This window comes from Mycobacterium sp. 852014-52450_SCH5900713 (assembly GCF_001667075.1).
Lineage (GTDB): Bacteria > Actinomycetota > Actinomycetes > Mycobacteriales > Mycobacteriaceae > Mycobacterium.
The window spans coordinates 1-16,943 of sequence record NZ_LZIL01000060.1 but is presented as its reverse complement, the minus strand read 5'-3'; the positions used below and the strand labels follow the sequence as shown (position 1 = coordinate 16,943).

The 16,943-nt window shown below is 66.8% G+C and carries 14 protein-coding genes; 10 read left to right on the top strand and 4 right to left on the bottom strand.

The features are described from left to right. Nucleotides 1–3 precede the first annotated feature (3 nt). Complete coding sequence (fadD2, locus tag A5773_RS18185) at nt 4–1,683, top strand: long-chain-fatty-acid--CoA ligase FadD2 (protein WP_067264386.1); 1,680 nt, start codon at nt 4–6, stop codon at nt 1,681–1,683. Between the two features lie 18 nt (nt 1,684–1,701). On the opposite strand, the gene A5773_RS18180 is transcribed toward fadD2, so the two are convergent. Beyond that, entirely contained in the window at nt 1,702–2,067 is a 366-nt protein-coding gene (locus A5773_RS18180) for an ATPase (RefSeq protein WP_066947359.1), read from the bottom strand. Between the two features lie 513 nt (nt 2,068–2,580). Here A5773_RS18180 and A5773_RS26120 point away from each other — a divergent pair. Further along, nucleotides 2,581–2,895 carry a hypothetical protein gene (locus A5773_RS26120; RefSeq protein WP_156659206.1) on the top strand — a complete coding sequence of 105 codons (315 nt, stop codon included), beginning with the start codon at nt 2,581–2,583 and terminating at the stop codon, nt 2,893–2,895. 147 nt (nt 2,896–3,042) lie between these two features. Here the strand turns inward: A5773_RS26120 and A5773_RS18175 are convergent, their stop codons facing one another. Together A5773_RS18175 and A5773_RS18170 are read right to left on the bottom strand one after the other, a co-directional pair. Further along, nucleotides 3,043–5,253 (bottom strand): acyl-CoA dehydrogenase, encoded by a 2,211-nt coding sequence (locus tag A5773_RS18175; RefSeq protein WP_067791960.1) that lies wholly within the window; start codon nt 5,251–5,253, stop codon nt 3,043–3,045. A gap of 126 nt (nt 5,254–5,379) precedes the next feature. Then, nucleotides 5,380–6,510: an alpha/beta hydrolase gene (locus tag A5773_RS18170; RefSeq protein WP_066947365.1), complete on the bottom strand. Its 1,131-nt coding sequence runs from the start codon at nt 6,508–6,510 to the stop codon at nt 5,380–5,382. A 109-nt stretch (nt 6,511–6,619) separates the two neighbouring features. On the opposite strand from A5773_RS18170, the gene A5773_RS18165 reads away from it, so the two are divergent. The 6 genes from A5773_RS18165 to A5773_RS18140 all read left to right on the top strand — a co-directional run bounded on the left by A5773_RS18165 (nt 6,620) and on the right by A5773_RS18140 (nt 14,142). Then, the gene (locus A5773_RS18165; RefSeq protein ID WP_067264404.1) at nt 6,620–7,204 is read left to right on the top strand and encodes a VOC family protein; all 585 of its coding nucleotides are present in this window, start codon (nt 6,620–6,622) and stop codon (nt 7,202–7,204) included. Then, nucleotides 7,201–7,749 carry a hypothetical protein gene (locus tag A5773_RS18160; RefSeq protein ID WP_067264406.1) on the top strand — a complete coding sequence of 183 codons (549 nt, stop codon included), beginning with the start codon at nt 7,201–7,203 and terminating at the stop codon, nt 7,747–7,749. The genes A5773_RS18165 and A5773_RS18160 overlap by 4 nt, the downstream gene beginning before the upstream one ends. 339 nt (nt 7,750–8,088) lie before the next feature. Continuing rightward, nucleotides 8,089–9,528: a condensation domain-containing protein gene (locus A5773_RS18155; RefSeq protein ID WP_067792000.1), complete on the top strand. Its 1,440-nt coding sequence runs from the start codon at nt 8,089–8,091 to the stop codon at nt 9,526–9,528. A gap of 2 nt (nt 9,529–9,530) precedes the next feature. Next, nucleotides 9,531–10,877, top strand: coding sequence for a hypothetical protein (locus A5773_RS18150; RefSeq protein ID WP_067264408.1), 1,347 nt, complete (start codon nt 9,531–9,533; stop codon nt 10,875–10,877). 446 nt (nt 10,878–11,323) lie between these two features. Further along, entirely contained in the window at nt 11,324–12,799 is a 1,476-nt protein-coding gene (locus tag A5773_RS18145; RefSeq protein WP_067264410.1) for a condensation domain-containing protein, read from the top strand. Nucleotides 12,800–12,801: 2 nt separating this feature from the next. Continuing rightward, complete coding sequence (locus A5773_RS18140) at nt 12,802–14,142, top strand: hypothetical protein (RefSeq protein WP_067264413.1); 1,341 nt, start codon at nt 12,802–12,804, stop codon at nt 14,140–14,142. 9 nt (nt 14,143–14,151) lie between these two features. Here A5773_RS18140 and A5773_RS18135 read toward each other — a convergent pair whose 3' ends face one another. Next, nucleotides 14,152–14,823 carry a TetR/AcrR family transcriptional regulator gene (locus A5773_RS18135; RefSeq protein WP_067791957.1) on the bottom strand — a complete coding sequence of 224 codons (672 nt, stop codon included), beginning with the start codon at nt 14,821–14,823 and terminating at the stop codon, nt 14,152–14,154. A gap of 81 nt (nt 14,824–14,904) precedes the next feature. Here A5773_RS18135 and A5773_RS18130 point away from each other — a divergent pair, with 81 nt between their 5' ends. Next, complete coding sequence (locus tag A5773_RS18130) at nt 14,905–15,822, top strand: oxygenase MpaB family protein (protein ID WP_067264419.1); 918 nt, start codon at nt 14,905–14,907, stop codon at nt 15,820–15,822. Nucleotides 15,823–15,910: 88 nt separating this feature from the next. Then, the coding region (locus A5773_RS18125; protein WP_067791954.1) for a PPE family protein at nt 15,911–16,943 on the top strand (1,033 nt) is incomplete at its 3' end.

Here is a 16,943-nt window from a genome sequence, read left to right as displayed (position 1 = left end):
TCCATGCCTAATCTGATTGGCCTGCCTGGGCAGGCGGTTGCCAAGGTTCAGCAGTATCTGGAACGCGGCTCGGCTGAATTGCACTACGTGCGCAAGATCTTCGAGGCGGGCGCCTTCCGGCTGGAGCCGCCGCAGAACTATGCCGCGATGGCCAACGACATCTACAAGTGGGGCGAGTTCGGCATGCTGCCGTCGCTCAACGCCCGACGCCATCCCGACCGCGCCGCGTGCATCGACGAAGAGGGCGAGTTCACCTTCAAAGAGCTGGACGACGCCGCCCACGCGGTGGCCAACGGGCTGCTCGAGATGGGTGTCAAGGGCGGTGACGGGGTGGCGATCCTGGCGCGCAACACCCGCTGGTTCCTCATCGCCTACTTCGGCGCCGCCCGGGTCGGCGCCCGCATCATCCTGCTCAACAGCGAGTTCTCCGGCCCGCAGATCAAAGAGGTGGCCGAACGCGAGGGCGCCAAGCTGATCATTTACGACGACGAGTACACCAAGGCCGTCAGCAAGGCCGAGCCGGAACTGGGCTTCCTGCGCGCGCTGGGCACCAACCCCGACGCGGACGAGCCGTCGGGCAGCAAGGACGAGACGCTGGCCGACCTGATCGAGCGCAGCAACAACTCACCCGCCCCGAAGGCGACAAAGCACTCGTCGATCATAATCCTGACCAGCGGCACCACCGGCACGCCGAAGGGGGCGAACCGCAGCACCCCTCCGACGCTGGCACCCATCGGGGGCATCCTGTCCCACGTCCCGTTCAAGGCCAACGAGGTGACCTCGCTGCCCGCCCCGATGTTCCACGCGCTGGGCTTTCTGCACGGCACCATCGCGATGTTCCTGGGCTCGACCCTGGTGCTGCGCCGCAAGTTCAAGCCGCCGCACGTGCTCGAAGACATCGAGAAGTACAAGGTGACCGCCATGGTGGTGGTGCCGGTGATGCTGTCGCGGATTCTCGACGCGGTCGAGAAGATGGACTCCAAGCCCGACCTGTCCAGCCTGAAGATCGTGTTCATCTCCGGGTCGCAGCTGGGCGCCGAGCTGGCCAGCCGCGCGCTCAAGGATCTCGGCCCGGTCATCTACAACATGTACGGCTCGACCGAGATCGCGTTCGCCACCATCGCCGGACCGCAGGACCTGGAGCGCAACGCGGCGACCGTCGGCCCGGTGGTCAAGGGCGTGAAGGTCAAGATCCTCGACGACAACGGCAAGGAGAAGCCTCAGGGCGAGGTCGGCCGGATCTTCGTCGGTAACGCGTTCCCCTTCGAGGGCTACACCGGCGGCGGCCACAAGCAGATCATCGACGGCCTCATGTCATCCGGTGACGTCGGCTATTTCGACGAGCACGGCCTGCTGTACGTCAGCGGCCGGGACGACGAGATGATCGTCTCCGGCGGAGAGAACGTTTTCCCAGCCGAGGTCGAGGACCTGATCAGCGGGCACCCCGAGGTGGTGGAGGCGACGGCCATCGGCGTCGAGGACAAGGAATGGGGCCATCGGCTGCGCGCCTTCGTCGTGAAGAAGGACGGCTCCGACGTCGACGAGGACAGCATCAAGCACTACGTTCGCGACCACCTGGCCCGCTACAAGGTGCCGCGTGAGGTGGTCTTCCTGGACGAGTTGCCGCGTAACCCGACGGGCAAGATCCTCAAGCGCGAGTTGCGTGAGATGGAGGTCGACTAGCCGCTGTCCCCGTCGGGGTCAGCGCCGGTCTTTGATGGCGCGGGTGATCTGCGCCGCGAGTTTGGGGTCGACCAGAAGTTGGTCGATGAGCGCGGTGAGCACCTCTTGTCCGGTCACCCGGGCAACGCCCAGGCGATCGGCGGCCTCGCGCTGCCAGATGTCGAGGGCGCGGTGGGTGGCCGCCGGGAGGTCTACGGTGCGGCGTGTCCGCTGACCCCGGCTCGCCTGGTTGACCGCCGGCTGGCTGACGATCCGGTGGGCGCCCTGCTGCCCGAGCCCGGTGAGGCGCTCGGTCGGCGCGGCGTCTCCTGCCGGTGTGGCCGACGGCCCGGGGCCCCGGAACGTTCCGGCGCCCGGCCCGATGTGGCTGGGGTTGAAGTTCACAGCGGCGGTCGTCCTCCGGGTGAGTGGGCCAATCAGTAAATCAGCATTGGGTCTGACAATACTGATTCTTCCACCGACGGCGGCGTAAGTCGCGTCGCCGGGCCGCGGGCTGGCCGCGCCCGCGGGAAGTGCCGCATCAGCGGTTTCCCGCAGCAAATTTTCGAAGATTGCTCACCGACGCGTCGGTGACGGCCGGGAATTTCGCTCAAAAGTCAGAGGACGGCGTGGTTTATCGCCCTAATTCAGGGAATCCGCTGATGCGTAAGTATGCAAACCAGTATGTCAGTAGATCGCCTCTAAACAGGGTAAACCCGGAGGCTGCACGATTCAGTAGCTGTCCATATCCTGATTTATGAAGATCATTAATTCCGCCAAAACCGGCCCACGCAAATCCGTTAAGCCCATTTGTTACATAATTCACAGCGCCATCTTTGTGTAGCAACGTTGTTTGCCGGGAAAGTTGTAGCTAACGTTTTGTTTTGTCGGCATCAGGTCCTGGAAGGAGGGGTTGCGATGACGATTTCTGCACGATCGTTACGCGGCGCCGCCGTGGGCGCGGCGGGTGCCTCCGCGGTGGCGGGAGCGCTGCTGTTCGGCGCCGGCCCCGCCGCGCAGGCGGCCCCGGTACCAGGACCCGACACCAGCTTCACCACCGCCGGTCCGCACGGTACGCCCGGCGGACCCGGCATCATTCCCGACCGTCCAGGCGGGGGTCATGGCGGTCATGGATGGGGCGGCCACGGATGGGGCGGCGGAGGCCACCCCGGTTGGGGTTCGGGCAACCGCGGATTCTGGGCCCCCGGGCACTGGTGGAACTGGTGGTGGTGAACCACCTCCCCGTGGCAACCGGTCAACCTCGACGTGCCGATCCATTTCCAGGTTGACCGGCCCACGGGATGGGGGGGAACCATGCCGGCCTGACCACCCCTCAGGTCGGCATGGCCCTCTCTCCCCGGGCCAAATCGGAAGCGGCGGTTAGGGATCGCGGGGGAGGCCGAGCAGCCGCTCGGCGATGATGTTCAGCTGCACCTCCGAGGTACCGCCGTAGATCGTCGTGGCCCGGCTCGCCAACAGGTATTCGCCCCATTTGCCGGGTAGCTCGCCGGTGTCGCCGATGGCGGCGTCGGTGCCGAACGAGGACACCGCGAACTCCGCGTACCCCTGGCCGGTCCGCATCGAAAGCAGCTTCGAGATGGCCGCGGACGGCATGGCATCCCCGCCGGCCAGAGTCAACAGGGTGGAGCGCAAGTTCAGCACCTTGGCGGCGTGGCCCTCGGCGATCAACTGACCCGCTCGGTGTTGTGCCACCGGGTCGAATTGCCCGTCGCGAACGAACTCGACGAACTGGCCCAGAGTGGCCAGGAAGTTCGCCTCGCTGCTGCCGATCGAAACCCGTTCCGCGGTAAGGGTATTGCGGCTGACCTCCCAGCCACGGTTCACCTCGCCCAGCACGCACTCGTCGGGCACGAACACGTCGTCGATGTAGACGGTGTTGAACATCGCGTTCCCGGTGAGCTCGCGCAGCGGCTTCACCTCGACACCCTCACTCTTCATGTCCAGCAGGAAATAGGTGATGCCGTTGTGCTTCGGGGCGCTGGTGTCCGTTCTCGCCAGCAGGGCGCCCCACTGGGAGAGCTGCGCCGCCGTGGTCCAGATCTTCTGGCCGGTGATGCGCCAGCCGCCGTCCGTTCGGGTGGCCTTGGTGCTCAGCCCGGCCAGGTCCGATCCCGCGCCCGGCTCGGAGAACAGCTGACACCAGATCATGTCCCCGCGGAAGGTCGGTGGCAGGAACCGCTGTTTCTGCTCCTCGGTCCCGAAGGCGACGATCGACGGGATGATCCACGTCGCGATGCCCATCGGCGGGCGCTTGACCCGGCCGGCGGTGAATTCCTGGGCGATGATGATCTGCTCGACCGGACCGGCCGCGCGGCCCCACGGTTTCGGCAGGTGCGGCAGCGTCCAGCCACCTTCGGCGATGGCGACCTTGCGCTCGGCACGCTCCATCGCCTTGAGCGCGTCGACTTCGGCCCGGATCTCCTCGCGCAGTTTCTCGGTGTCGGGGTCGAGGTCGATGTCGACCGCCCGCAGGCCGGTGCTGGTGGCGGTGTGCACCACCTTCTGCGGGTACTCCGAATTGCGGCCGAACGAGGCGGCCAGCATCAGCGCCCGGCGGTAATACACGTTGGTGTCGTGCTCCCAGGTGAAGCCGATCCCACCGTGCACCTGGATGCAATCCTGCGCGCACCGTTGCGCGGCGGCCGGCGCCAGCGTCGCCGCGACGGCGGCTGCGAACTCGACGTCGGAACCGGTGAGGTCCCAACCGTTCTCGCGCGCTTCGTCGATGGCGCGGGCGGCGTCCCACACCGCCGCGGTGGCGCGCTCGGTGTCGGCGATCATCTCCGCGCACTTGTGTTTGATGGCCTGGAACTGGCCGATCGGCCTGCCGAACTGCTCGCGGATCTTGGCGTATTGCGACGCCGTGTCGGTGGCCCAGCGCGCCACCCCGATCGCCTCGGCGGACAGCAGCGTCGTCATCAGCGCGTGCGCTGTCGCCATGCTCAGGTTGCACAACGCGGCGTCGGCCCCAACCTCGACGGCGTTGGCCCGAACATGGGCGAGGGGCCGTAGCGGGTCAAGGCTTTTCACGGGCTCGATCTCGAGCTCCTCCGCGCGCAGCACCACCCATTCCTCGCCGCTGTCGATCGCGACCGGGAGCACCAGCACCGAGGCCTGCGCTGCCGCCGGAACCGCGCGGACCTCGCCGCGGAGCACGAGCACGTCGTCATTCGGGCCCTGGCGGGTGGCGGTCAACCCGCAACAGTCCATCGCGTAGGCGGCGATGGCGGCGCCGGACGCCAGCTCGGAGAGCACCTTGGCGTGCGGGTCGTTGGCGGAAATCAGTGCGCTGGCGATCGCCGACGGCACGAAGGGGCCGGGCACCGCGCCGTAGCCGAACTCGGCCAGCACGACGGCCAACTCGAGGATGCCGAAACCCTGCCCGCCCACGGACTCGGCCAGATGCAGACCCTGCAGGCCTTGTTCGGCCGCGGCCCGCCAGTACGGCGGGGGATTCTCGATCGGTGTCTCCATTGCCGCGTGCAATGTCTCGGACGGCGCGATGCGCGCCACCAACGACCGCACCGAATCGGCCAGGTCTTGATGCTCAGGAGTGATAGCGATCGGCATTGGTCGCCTTCCCATGCTTTAGGGTTCCGCCTTGGCCAGGCACCCTCCAAACTAACAACCGGTCGGTTGGTTGACCACAGGGGTTACCGGGCGTGCCGGCGCGCCTCGGTGTCCGCGGCGAGCTCTTCAGTGAAACCGCTTGGCGATCCACTTCGCGATGATGTCGGCCTGCTCCCCGCGAGCGCCCGGGGTGGTGAAGTAGTGGTCGGTGTCGATCGACGATTGCGTCTTGTCGGGGCCGGCGAGCGCGACGAAAATCCGTTGGGCGTCGGACGGAAAGACGCCGGTATCGGCCTCGGCGTTGATCACCAGGGCGGGGCAGGTGATCCGGGCGAGATGCGGTTCGGCCCTGGTCTGCGCCACCCGCAGGCTCCACATGCCCAGCCAGTTGCGCAGGGTGCAGGCCGCGGCGATGCCGTGCGCCGACCGGTTCGCCTTGGCCGGAACGCCGGCATAACACATGTTCGGTTGACGCCCGGTGGGCTCGATGCTGGCGTCGACCATGCGGGGATCGGCCCAGGTGCGCATGACGCTGAAGGGGCGGTCGGAAAACCCCGCTGCGCGAACGCGTTTGAGTTCCTGCTCCGCCCAGTCGGTGATCGCATGGTTGCGCGCGGTCTGCGCCCGGCGGTAGCGGGTGAGGAACTCCGGTGAATACGGCGGCCCGTTTCGCTCGTTGAACAGGTCGAGGTCGGCGTCGGTGGCGACGGGGTCGTTCTCGTCGACGACGGCACCATCCATCCAGGCCGTCAAGACGTCGGGTCGCCCGGGATGGGCGGCGGTGGCCACGTAGGCGTCGGCGGCCGGCAACTCGTTGAGGCCCGCGGCCGGACGCATTCCGTCCAGCGGGGTCACGTTCGGCTCCACGGCCTGCGACTGATATGCGGCCATCAACGAGCCACCGCCTGAGTTGCCGAGCAGCACAACGGTTTCCACTCCCTGCACCTCGCGCAGCCAGCGCACACCGACGCCGATGTCGACCAGCGCGTGGTCGAGCAGGAAGCTGCTTTCGAAGCCGCGAAACCTGGTGTTCCAGCCTAGAAATCCGACACCGCGGGTGGCCATGTAGTCGGCGAGGTAGTGCTCGGAGAAGTCGATCTGGTAGTGCGTGGCGATCATCGCCACCTTGGGCTTGCGTCCCACCCCGCGGTGGTACAGCCCCTGGCAAGGATGGCCGCCCGCGCCGGCGCGGCCGGCGGTGGGCGACGGCAGGCCGACAAACTCGCGGATCACCCCGGCGGCGGCGTTAGGAGTCATTTACCGGCCCTGTTGGCATTGGACATCTCGTTGAAACTTCAGGCCGATGTTAGATTCAGAATTACAACTTGGCCAGGACTTCAAGCCGGGGACCGAGGGGAGCCGCGCGATGATCAAGCCGCATAACACCAACACGGAATTCGAACTCGGCGGGATCAACCACGTCGCGCTGGTCTGCTCGGATATGGCTCGGACCGTGGACTTCTACACCAACGTCCTCGGCATGCCGTTGATCAAGTCGCTCGACCTGCCCGGGGGCGCGGGCCAGCACTTCTTCTTCGACGCCGGCAACGGCGACTGCGTCGCATTCTTCTGGTTCGCCGATGCCCCCGACCGGGTGCCGGGCATCTCGTCGCCGGGTGCGATCCCCGGTATCGGCGACATCACCAGCGCGGTCAGCACCATGAACCATCTCGCATTCCACGTGCCGGCCGAGAAGTTCGACGCCTACCGCCAGCGGCTCAAGGACAAAGGGGTGCGCGTCGGCCCGGTGCTCAACCATGACGAGAGCCCGATGCAAGTGTCCGCGATGGTGCATCCCGGGGTGTACGTGCGGTCGTTCTACTTCCAGGACCCCGATGGCATCACCCTCGAATTCGCATGCTGGGTCAAAGAATTTGATGCCACCGATGCTCAGGCCGTGCCCAAGACCGCTGCGGACCGCCGACCTCCGGTGGTCGCCGGCCGCCCGTGACCGACGGCATTCTGTCCGACGCTCAGATCGCGGCGCTCACGCCCCAGCAGCGACGGCAGCTCATTTCCCGGCTCGAGCAGCCCGTGGGCGAATTGATCGACCCGGCGCTGCTGGTCAGGGTGCGGCGCATCCGGTTGAGTCTGATGGTGGGTGGTTCGATGGCGATGGTTCCCTGGCTGGGGTACCTCTCGGTCACGTTGCCGGAGAACTATGTTGCCCACAACTGGCCCGTGACGTGGGTGGGCTTCGACATTCTGCTGGTCGGATTCATGCTGGCGACAGCGGTACTCGGGTATCTGCGCCGCCAGCTACTGGTGCCGGCCGCGTTCACCACCGGCGTGTTGCTGATTTGCGACGCCTGGTTCGACCTGATGACGGCGGGGCCCAAGGATGTCTGGGTGTCGGTGACCACCGCGCTACTGGTCGAAGTGCCGCTGGCGGTGTTCCTGATCTTCAGTGCGCAGCGGCTGATGCGGCTCACGATGATGCGGTTGTGGCTGCTGGACCCCGGCATGCGGCTGTGGCAGCTGCCGCTGTTTCCCTGAGGCGGCGGGGATTTCGTTCGGCGCGCCAGCCTAAAGCGCCGGACCTGCGCTTCGGACCGCCGAGGGTAAAGGAGATTACCGGTCTCGCGGCGCAAATGCGTCAAATTGCGAATCTTCCTAAAACTCACCAATCCTCGCCTTCCTGTACTAACGTCCAATAACGGCGACAGGGGGGGTACGAGCGACACCGTAAGTTCGGGCCAACATACGGACATCCGTCGCAAAGATCCCCGATACGAAATTGAATTCATGCTGTGCAGAAGAGCCATTGTGGATGGCCCTTTCGCTACCCCCTTGCCGCACAACAGAATCAGCATCGCGAGGGACGAGGATCAAGAAATGGTCGCACTCGGAAGCATCAGCGAATGGCAGCCACCGCACGGCCCACTGACCACTTGGATGGCCACACCTGCGTCGCACGAAGCGGCCCGCGCCGCGCGGCGAAGCGATTCGGCCCCGAGTTATCAACAAAACCAACACCTCTGGACCGCTTACCACGGCAAGGCGCTCAACAGGCAGCTACCTCGGCTGATGGTCGTGACGTGGGACATTCCCGGCGTATGCGACGTGGCGGCGATGACGGCAGCGATCAATGCCCATGTCCGTAGGCAGGACACCTACCACAGCTGGTTCGAATTCGAGGAGGGCGTCATCGTCCGCCGAGTGATCGACGACCCCGAGGTCATCGACTTCGCGCCCGCGGCGTTCGGAGCGATGAGCCCCGACCAGGCGCGCACGCACGTCCTGACCACAACGCCCGAGACGCTCGGATGGGGTTGTTTCACATACGGAGTCGTCCAGGGGACCGACCACTTCACGTTCTACGCCAGCGTCGACCACCTGCACATCGATGGCTTGTCCGCCGCGCTGATCTTCCTGGACATCCACCTGACGTACCAGGAACTTGCGGCGGGCCCGCCGGTCCACGAGCCCGGCACGCCAGAGGTCAGAAGTTATCGCGAGTATGCGGCGCGGCAGCGCGAGAACGCGGCGAGCCTGACCATGTCATCCCCGGAGATCAAGGACTGGATCGCGTTCGCGCGTGAGGCCGACGGTGACTGGCCGAGCTTTCCGCTGCCGCTGGGCGACACATGGGCCAGCTGCAAGGGTGATTTGTTGACGGTCGAGTTGTTGGACGCCGCGGGAACAGCGTCTTTCGATGCCGAATGCTGCGCGGCCGGTGCTCGGTTCATCGGCGGAGTCTTGGCGTGCACAGCGTTGGCGGAGCGCGCATTGACCGGCAAGGAAACCTATTACGGATTTACGGCCAGGGACACCCGGGCGCCGGGCATCGACACGATGACGGTGGGGTGGTTCGCCAGCCTGATACCGGTTTCCGTGCCGACGACCGGCGACTCGTTCCCCGAGGCGGCGCGGGCGGCACAGAAGTCTTTCGATGCCGCCAAGGACCTCGCCGCAGTACCGGTCGAACGGGTCTTGGAGTTGGCGACGCTGGATGGCCTGGCCATCAAGTTGCCGACACAATTGCCGATGATGGTCTCTTTCCTCGACTTCCGGAAAATACCCCTCGTCGGGATGTGGGCGGAGATGAACTTCGGGACCTACGGCGACAACCTGTCCGCCGGTGGCATCAACATGTGGATCAACCGGCACGTCGAACGGACCACGGTGACGATGTCTTTCCCGGACAACGCGATTGCGCGCGAGTCGGTGGACCGCTACATCGCGACGCTGGGGGAGATGTTTGCTCGCGTCATCGACGCCACCGGCAGCCCGGGGGTGATTGCGCCGACGGAGAACGACAACGAGGCGGCGTAGCGATGAGCAACCTGCTGGATCTGGCCGACCAAACCCTCTTCCTCGGCGAGCGGGCGACAGCGACTACCAGTGTGGTCCAATGCATTTGGGTGTATGACCGCGCGATCGACATGGACGGGCTGCGAACCTTCCATCGCCATCTGGGCCGAGGCCGGTTGCGTCGCCGCATTGAACGGTCCCCTTTGCCGTTCGGCCGGCATCGCTGGGTAGCGCCCGCGTCTGCGCCGGACCTGGACATCGTCGCGGCGGGGCGGAGCCGCGATGAGATCGACGACTGGCTGAACGAGGAGGCGGGAAAACGGCCGGATGCCGAGCACGGCCCCGGCTGGCACCTTGCCGTGCTGCCGTTGACCGATGGTGGCGCGGCGGTGAGCCTGGTGGTCACCCATTGCCTCACCGACGGCGTCGGGCTGTGCGAGGCGGTGGCCGACGCAGCGCGCCGCCGCGACGACCCAATCGCCTGGCCCGCGGCGGCGTCACGGCGGCGGTGGCGGGCGTTGCGCGAGGACACGCGCCAAACCGCGCGGGACACACCGGATGTGGGCCGGGCCCTGGTCGCAGCGGCACGCATGGCTCGGGCCGGCCGTGCAGCCGCCACGTCGTCGGCCACCAAGCGGCCCGTTCCGCCCACCGGACCGGACGAACGCATCACGCTGCCCATGGCAACCGTCTTCATCGATGCCGACGAGTGGGACGCGCGCGCAACCACCCTCGGCGGAACGAGCAACGCGCTGCTCGCCGGATTGGCGGCCCATCTCGCCCAGCGAGTGGGGCGGGTCGCCGCGGACGGGACGGTCAACGTCGGGATGCCGGTCAACGAGCGCACCCCCGGCGACACCCGGGCCAACGCGGTCGTCAACGTGGATATCACGGTCGACCCGGCACTCGTGACGAGGGACCTGCGTGAAATCCGCGCGAGGATCAAGGAAGCGCTGTCCCGCCACCAGAATGAGCCCGACGAGCGCTGGGCGTTGCTGCCGCTGGTTCCGCTCATTCCCAAACGCGTCATGCGACGACTGATCGGCGTGGTCACCGGCAGCGCGATCACCGTCGTGTCGTCCAACCTCGGATCGGTCGACCCGGCCGTCAACCGCCCGGACGGCACCGACGCCGGTCACTTCGCCATGAGGACCGTGTACCCGGGGGTGACCACCGCGACCATGTACCGCACCAACGGCGCTCTGGCGTTGCTGTCGGGCAGGGCGCGCGGCCGGGTCTTCATCTCCTTCCTTGCCTACGAGCTAGGCGGCCCGAATTCGAAAGCCCATTTGAGGCAACAGGTTTCAGGGGCGCTGAGCGACTTCTCGCTCACGGCCACCATGGGCTGGCGCCCCGCCTGCCCGGTGTGACACGCCCGCGTCGGCAGCCCTCCGCAAGTTCGTCGACCGGAAATGGCGCCAACGGGTCGCAAAGCTCAGCCCGAATTTCGACAGCGCGGATGTCCATTCGGCAAACGCTCAAATGCGCATTCGTCTCCTAATATCTTGTGCGTCGCGCGGACGACCGACCCCCGGCAAACGCGGCGCCGGCGCCGTGAGCGAGGGCGCGCGACAGTGCGATCGATCACACGGTCGTGCAATTGTTGCCTTCATCCCATTCGTGCGCTACCGTCCTCAGCGGCGACACAGGGGATGCATAGGGACGCCGCAAGTGGGGGTCCTGATATCGGGAAGCCCGGCGCAAGATTTCAGCCCAACGGGATTTCGTGCTGTGCGAAAAGCCATGCGCGAGAACTTTTTCTGCCTCCCTTGCTGTGCAGGGAACTTCGGCATCGGAAGAACGAGGACTTAAGAAAATGGTCTCGCTCGGCAACATCAACGAATGGCAACCGCCACATGGTCCGGTGACCGTGTGGATGGCCGCGCCCTCTGGACGTGAAGCGGCTCGAACCGCGCGACGAAGCGATTGTCCTCCGAGTTACCAGCAGGCCCAGCATCTTTGGGCCGCCCACCATGGTAGGACGCTGGGCAGGGAGCTACCCCGGCTGATGATCGTGGCGTGGGATATCCCCGGCGCGTGTGAGATTCCGGCGATGACGGCGGCGATCAACACGCATGTCCGCCGGCACGACACTTACCACAGTTGGTTCGAATTCGAGGATGGCGGCATCGTGCGTCGCGTGATCGACAACGCCGATGCCATCGAGCTCGCTCCGGTGGAATTCGGACGAATGGCCGCCGACCAAGTGCGTACACACGTCCTGACGACGACCCCGGGGACACTCGAATGGGGATGTTTCACATTCGGGATCATCCAGCACGCAGACTATTTCACGTTCTACGCGAGCGTCGACCATCTCCACATCGATGGCCTGTCGGCCGGCGTGATCTTCGTAGACATCCACCTGGCGTATCAGGAGCTGGCGCAGGGGCACCAGTCCGCGGCCCTGCCCGAGGTCGGCAGTTACCGGGACTACACCGCGCGACAGCGTGCGAAGGCGGCGAGCTTGACCATGGCGTCTCCCGCGATCAAGGAATGGATTGCATTCGCCCACGACACCGATGGCAATTGGCCGAGTTTCCCTCTACCCCTGGGTGATACGTGGGCCAGCAGCAAAGGTGACCTGCTGACCGTGCAGCTGCTGGACGCCGCCGGGACGGACTCATTCGACGCCATGTGCGGTGCGGCCGGAGCCCGGTTCATCGGGGGAGTGCTGGCCTGCACCGCTTTAGCCGAGCACGAATTGACGGGCAGCGCGGCGTACCACGGGTTCACGGCCAGGGACACCCGGACGGCGGGTATCGACACAATGACGGTGGGTTGGTTTGCCAGCCTGGTTCCGGTTGCGGTGCCTACCGCCGGGACCACGTTCCCCGAGGCGGCCCGGGCAGCGCAGAAGTCGTTCGACGCGGCCAAGGAACTCGCCGATGTGCCAATCGAGCGAGTCTTGGAGTTGGCGGCGACAGCAGATGGACTGGAGATCAAGCCTCCTACGAGCCTGCCGATGATGTTGTCATTCCTGGATTTTCGGAAGATACCGCTCGCCGGGCTCTGGACGGAGACGAATTTCGGTACTTATGGCGACAACCTGTCCGCCGGCGGCATCAATATGTGGATCAACCGGCAGGCGGCAAGTACCACAGTGACGATCTCCTTTCCGGACAACGCGGTGGCGCGTGAATCGGTGGACCGCTACATCGCGACGTTGATCGATGTATTCGCCCGCGCCGTCGCCGGCTGCTCGCGCGAGCCCGATGTTGTTGCAGGCCGGGGTAATGCGGATGCTGCGGACCCTCCCGCGTCAGAGGAAGACGACGGCGAGGCGGCCTAGGAATGAGCAACGTGCTGGATCTAGCCGACCAGACCCTCTTCCTCGGCGAGCGAGCGACAGCCACCAGCAGTGTGGTGCAATGTATTTGGGTCTACGATCGCGCCATCGACATCGACGGTCTGCAAGAGTTCCATGCCCATCTTGCGCGGGGGCGGTTGTGCCGCCGCATCGAACGCTCTCCCGTGCCGTTCGGCCGGCATCGCTGGGTAGCGCCCGCGTTTCCGCCGGACCTGGACATCGTCGCGACACCGCGGACCCGCGATGAGATCGACGACTGGCTGAACGAGGAGGCGGCTAGACGGCCCGATGCCGAGCACGGCCCCGGCTGGCACCTTGCCGCGCTTCCGCTCACCGACGGCGGCGCTGCGGTGAGCTTGGTGGTCACCCATTGCCTCACCGACGGCCTCGGGCTGTGCGAGGCGTTGGCGGACGCGGCTTTAGGCCGTGACGACCCGATCGGCTGGCCGGCCGCGGCGTCGCGGGGCCGCTGGGCGGCGCTGCGTGAAGACGCGCGCCAGACGGTCCGCGACGTACCGGGTATGGGCCGCGCCATCGTGGCGGCGGCACGAATGGCGCGGCGCGGCAGCGGCGATACCGCCCCGCCACCCGAGAAGCGGCCATTCACCGGGTCCGACGAGCCCGTGGTTCTTCCGGCGACAACCGTCTTCACCGACGCCGACGAATGGGACGCCCGTGCGAAGGCCCTCGGAGGCACCGGCAGCGCGCTGCTCACCGGGCTGGCGGCTCGCGTCGCCCAGCGCGTGGGGCGCGTCGCCGCCGACGGCACGGTGGCCGTGGGGATGCCGGTCAACGAGCGCGCCCCGGGCGATACCCGCGCCAATGCGGTCAGCAACGTCAACATCACGGTCGACCCCGCGCCCGCATCGACGGACCTGCGTGGGATCCGCGCCGGGATCAAGCAAGCGCTTGAGCGCCATCAGGATGTGCCTGACGAACGGTGGGCATTGCTGCCGCTGGTTCCCCTGATTCCGAAACGTGTCTTCCGGCGACTGATCAGCGTGGCCACCGGCGGTGGAACCGCTGTCGTGTCGTCCAACCTCGGTGCGGTCGACCCGGCCGCCAACCGGCCGGACGGAACGGACGCCGACTACTTCGCCATGAAGTCGCTGTACCCGGGCGTGACCGCCGCGACCATGCACCGCACCAACGGAGTGTTGGCGTTGCTGTCGGGCAGGGTGCGCGGACAGGTCTTCGTCTCGTTCCTTGCCTACGAGCCGTGCCGACCCAACTCGGAAGCCGAGTTACGGCAACACATTTCGCAAGCGCTGAGCGACTTCTCGCTCACCGCCACGACTGGGTGGCACACCGCCTGCCCGGTGTGAGGCCACGCGTCACGATTCCGCCCGCGGCTCCACCGCCGTCTCCGTGAGTCGGTACAGGTTGGGCTCGGCCAGCTCGTCGAGCAGTGCCGCCAGGTGATCGACGAGCTCGTCCGGCTCCAGCCGGACGTCATCGGCGAGCCAGGCGCTGATGGTTTGCCCGACGCCACCGACCACGAAGTGCGCCGCGGCCTTGATGCGGTCGTTTGCGGGGACGCGCAGCGCTTCCCCGGCGTGCTGGCCGGACAGCATCGCGAACATTGCGCTGGATTCGGCGCGCTTGCGCACTATCACGGGATCGGCCAGCTGCGTGCTGAACAGCAGGCGACCGATGCGTGCGTCGTCGGCGATGGTGCGCACGATGTTGGTCATGCCCGCGCGGGTCTGCTCGGGCGCAGGCACCGCCGCCACCGCGGCCTGGGTGGTGGCGGCCAGTTGGGCGATCACCCAGTCGAACACGGAGGCGACGAATTCGTCCTTGTCGGCGAAACTTTCGTAGAAGTACCGCGCCGCCCGGCCGGCCTGGCGGCACACGCCGCGGACGGTGACCGCGGAGATGCTCTGTTGCTCCGCGCCCAGAAGCTCCAGACCCGCGGACAGGAGCCGGTTGCGGCGCGTGGCCAGCCGCTGCGCGGCCTCGACGCCGCGGTACGGCCGCGCGCTCGAGGTGTTCATGCGAACCATCTTGACACCAGCGCGACGCCGCGACAATATCAGGAAACAGGCGTTCGCACATTACGTGCTCCGCCGCGGGAGGGTCTGACCATGGCAATACACGAGGCTGTCCACGAACCGGCTCGACATGTCGAGCGCGGCGTCTCCGACGCGCCGCGGCCATTGCCCGCACGGCGGCGTCGCCGCCGGCGGCCGCTCGGGATCGACGAGGGGTTGATGGGCGTCGCGCTCTTGGCCGGACCGGCGAACGTGATCATGCAGTTGGCGCGTCCCGGCGTCGGCTACGGCGTCATGGAGAGCCGTGTCGAAAGTGGCCGCGTCGACCTGCATCCGATCAAGCGTGCCCGCACCACGTTCACTTACCTGGCGGTGGCGACCAACGGCAGCGACGCCCAGAAGGACGCCTTCCGCCGCGCGGTGAACCGGGCTCACGCGCAGGTCTACTCCACCCCCGAAAGCCCGGTGCAGTACAACGCCTTCGACCCCGACCTGCAGCTGTGGGTGGGGGCCTGCCTGTACAAGGGCGGGGTCGACATCTACCGCATGTTCATCGGTGAGCTGGGCGGGGAGGAGGCCGACCGGCACTACCGCGAAGGCATGGCGCTGGCCACCACGCTGCAGGTGCCGCCGGAGATGTGGCCGCCGGACCGCGCGGCGTTCGACCGGTACTGGCAGGATTCGCTGGCCAAGATCCGCATCGACGACGCCGTCCGCGAGTATCTGTATCCGATCGCCGCGTCCCGCCTTCCGGGACTTGCCTTGCCTGCGCCACTGCAGCGCCTCGCCGACAGGCTTCCCTTGTTGATCACCACGGGCTTTCTGCCGCAGCGATTTCGCGACGAGATGCGGCTGCCCTGGGACGCCACCAGGCAACGCCGCTTCGACCGGCTCATCGCGACGTTGGCCATGGTGAACCGGTGCTTGCCGCGCTTCGTACGGCGGTTTCCCTTCAACATCCTGCTGGCCGACGTCGACCGCCGGATCAGGACGGGGCGCCCGTTGGTCTAGCAGGCGGCACAGCCCGCCAAGTTGATAACGGAAATCATTTTCATTAAGCTCTCCTCTGCCTGGTAACCCTTCCAGCCCGAGGAGACCCATGACGGCGCCGATCTGGATGGCCTCGCCACCGGAGGTGCACTCCGCGTTGCTCAGCAGCGGCCCCGGTCCGGCGTCGCTGCTCGCGGCGGCGGGGGCATGGTCCGAACTGAGCACCGAATACGCCTCGGCCGCAGCGCAACTCAGCGGTGTCCTGGCCGCGGCGCAGGCGGGTTCGTGGGAGGGACCGAGCGCGGAGTCGTATGTGGCCGCCCACGCGCCCTACCTCGCGTGGCTGACGCGGGCCAGCGCGCAGAGCGCTACGGCGGCCGCGCAACACGAAACCGCCGCGGTCGCCTACACCGCCGCGCTGGCGGCCATGCCGACGTTGCCCGAACTCGCCGCCAACCATGCCGTGCACGGGGCGTTGGTGGCGACGAACTTCTTTGGCATCAACACGGTTCCGATCGCGCTCAACGAGGCGGATTACGCGCGGATGTGGGTGCAGGCGGCCGGCACGATGACCACCTACCAAGCGGTTTCCAGCGCGGCGGTGGCGTCGACGCCGCAGCCCGATCCCGCGCCGCAGATAGTGAAATCCGTTGCCCCGAACCACGACTCGGGTGACGATGTGCACGACCCCACGATCGACAACCCGCTCGACGAGTTCATCGCGAATATCCTCAGGAACCTCGGCATCAACTGGGATCCCGCCGAGGGCACCGTCAACGGGTTGCCCTACGACGCCTACACCAATGCGGGGGAACCGATCTTCTGGGTGGTTCGAGCTCTGGAACTGCTCGAGGATTTCCAGCAGTTCGGCTATTACCTGGTGCACAACCCCGCGCTGGCGTTTCAGTACATCGTTCAACTCATGCTGTTCGACTGGCCGACGCACATCCTCGAGATCTTCACCAGTCAGCCGGAATTGCTGGCCCCCGCGGTGCTCCTGGCGGCCGCCCCCTTCGGCGCGGTGGGCGGCTTCGCGGGGTTGGCCGGCCTGGCCGCGATACCGCCGCAGCCCGCGGTCGTCCCGGCACCCGCGCCGGCGCCCGCCCCGCCGCCGAGCCCGATGCCGGCCGTGGCGACCGCGG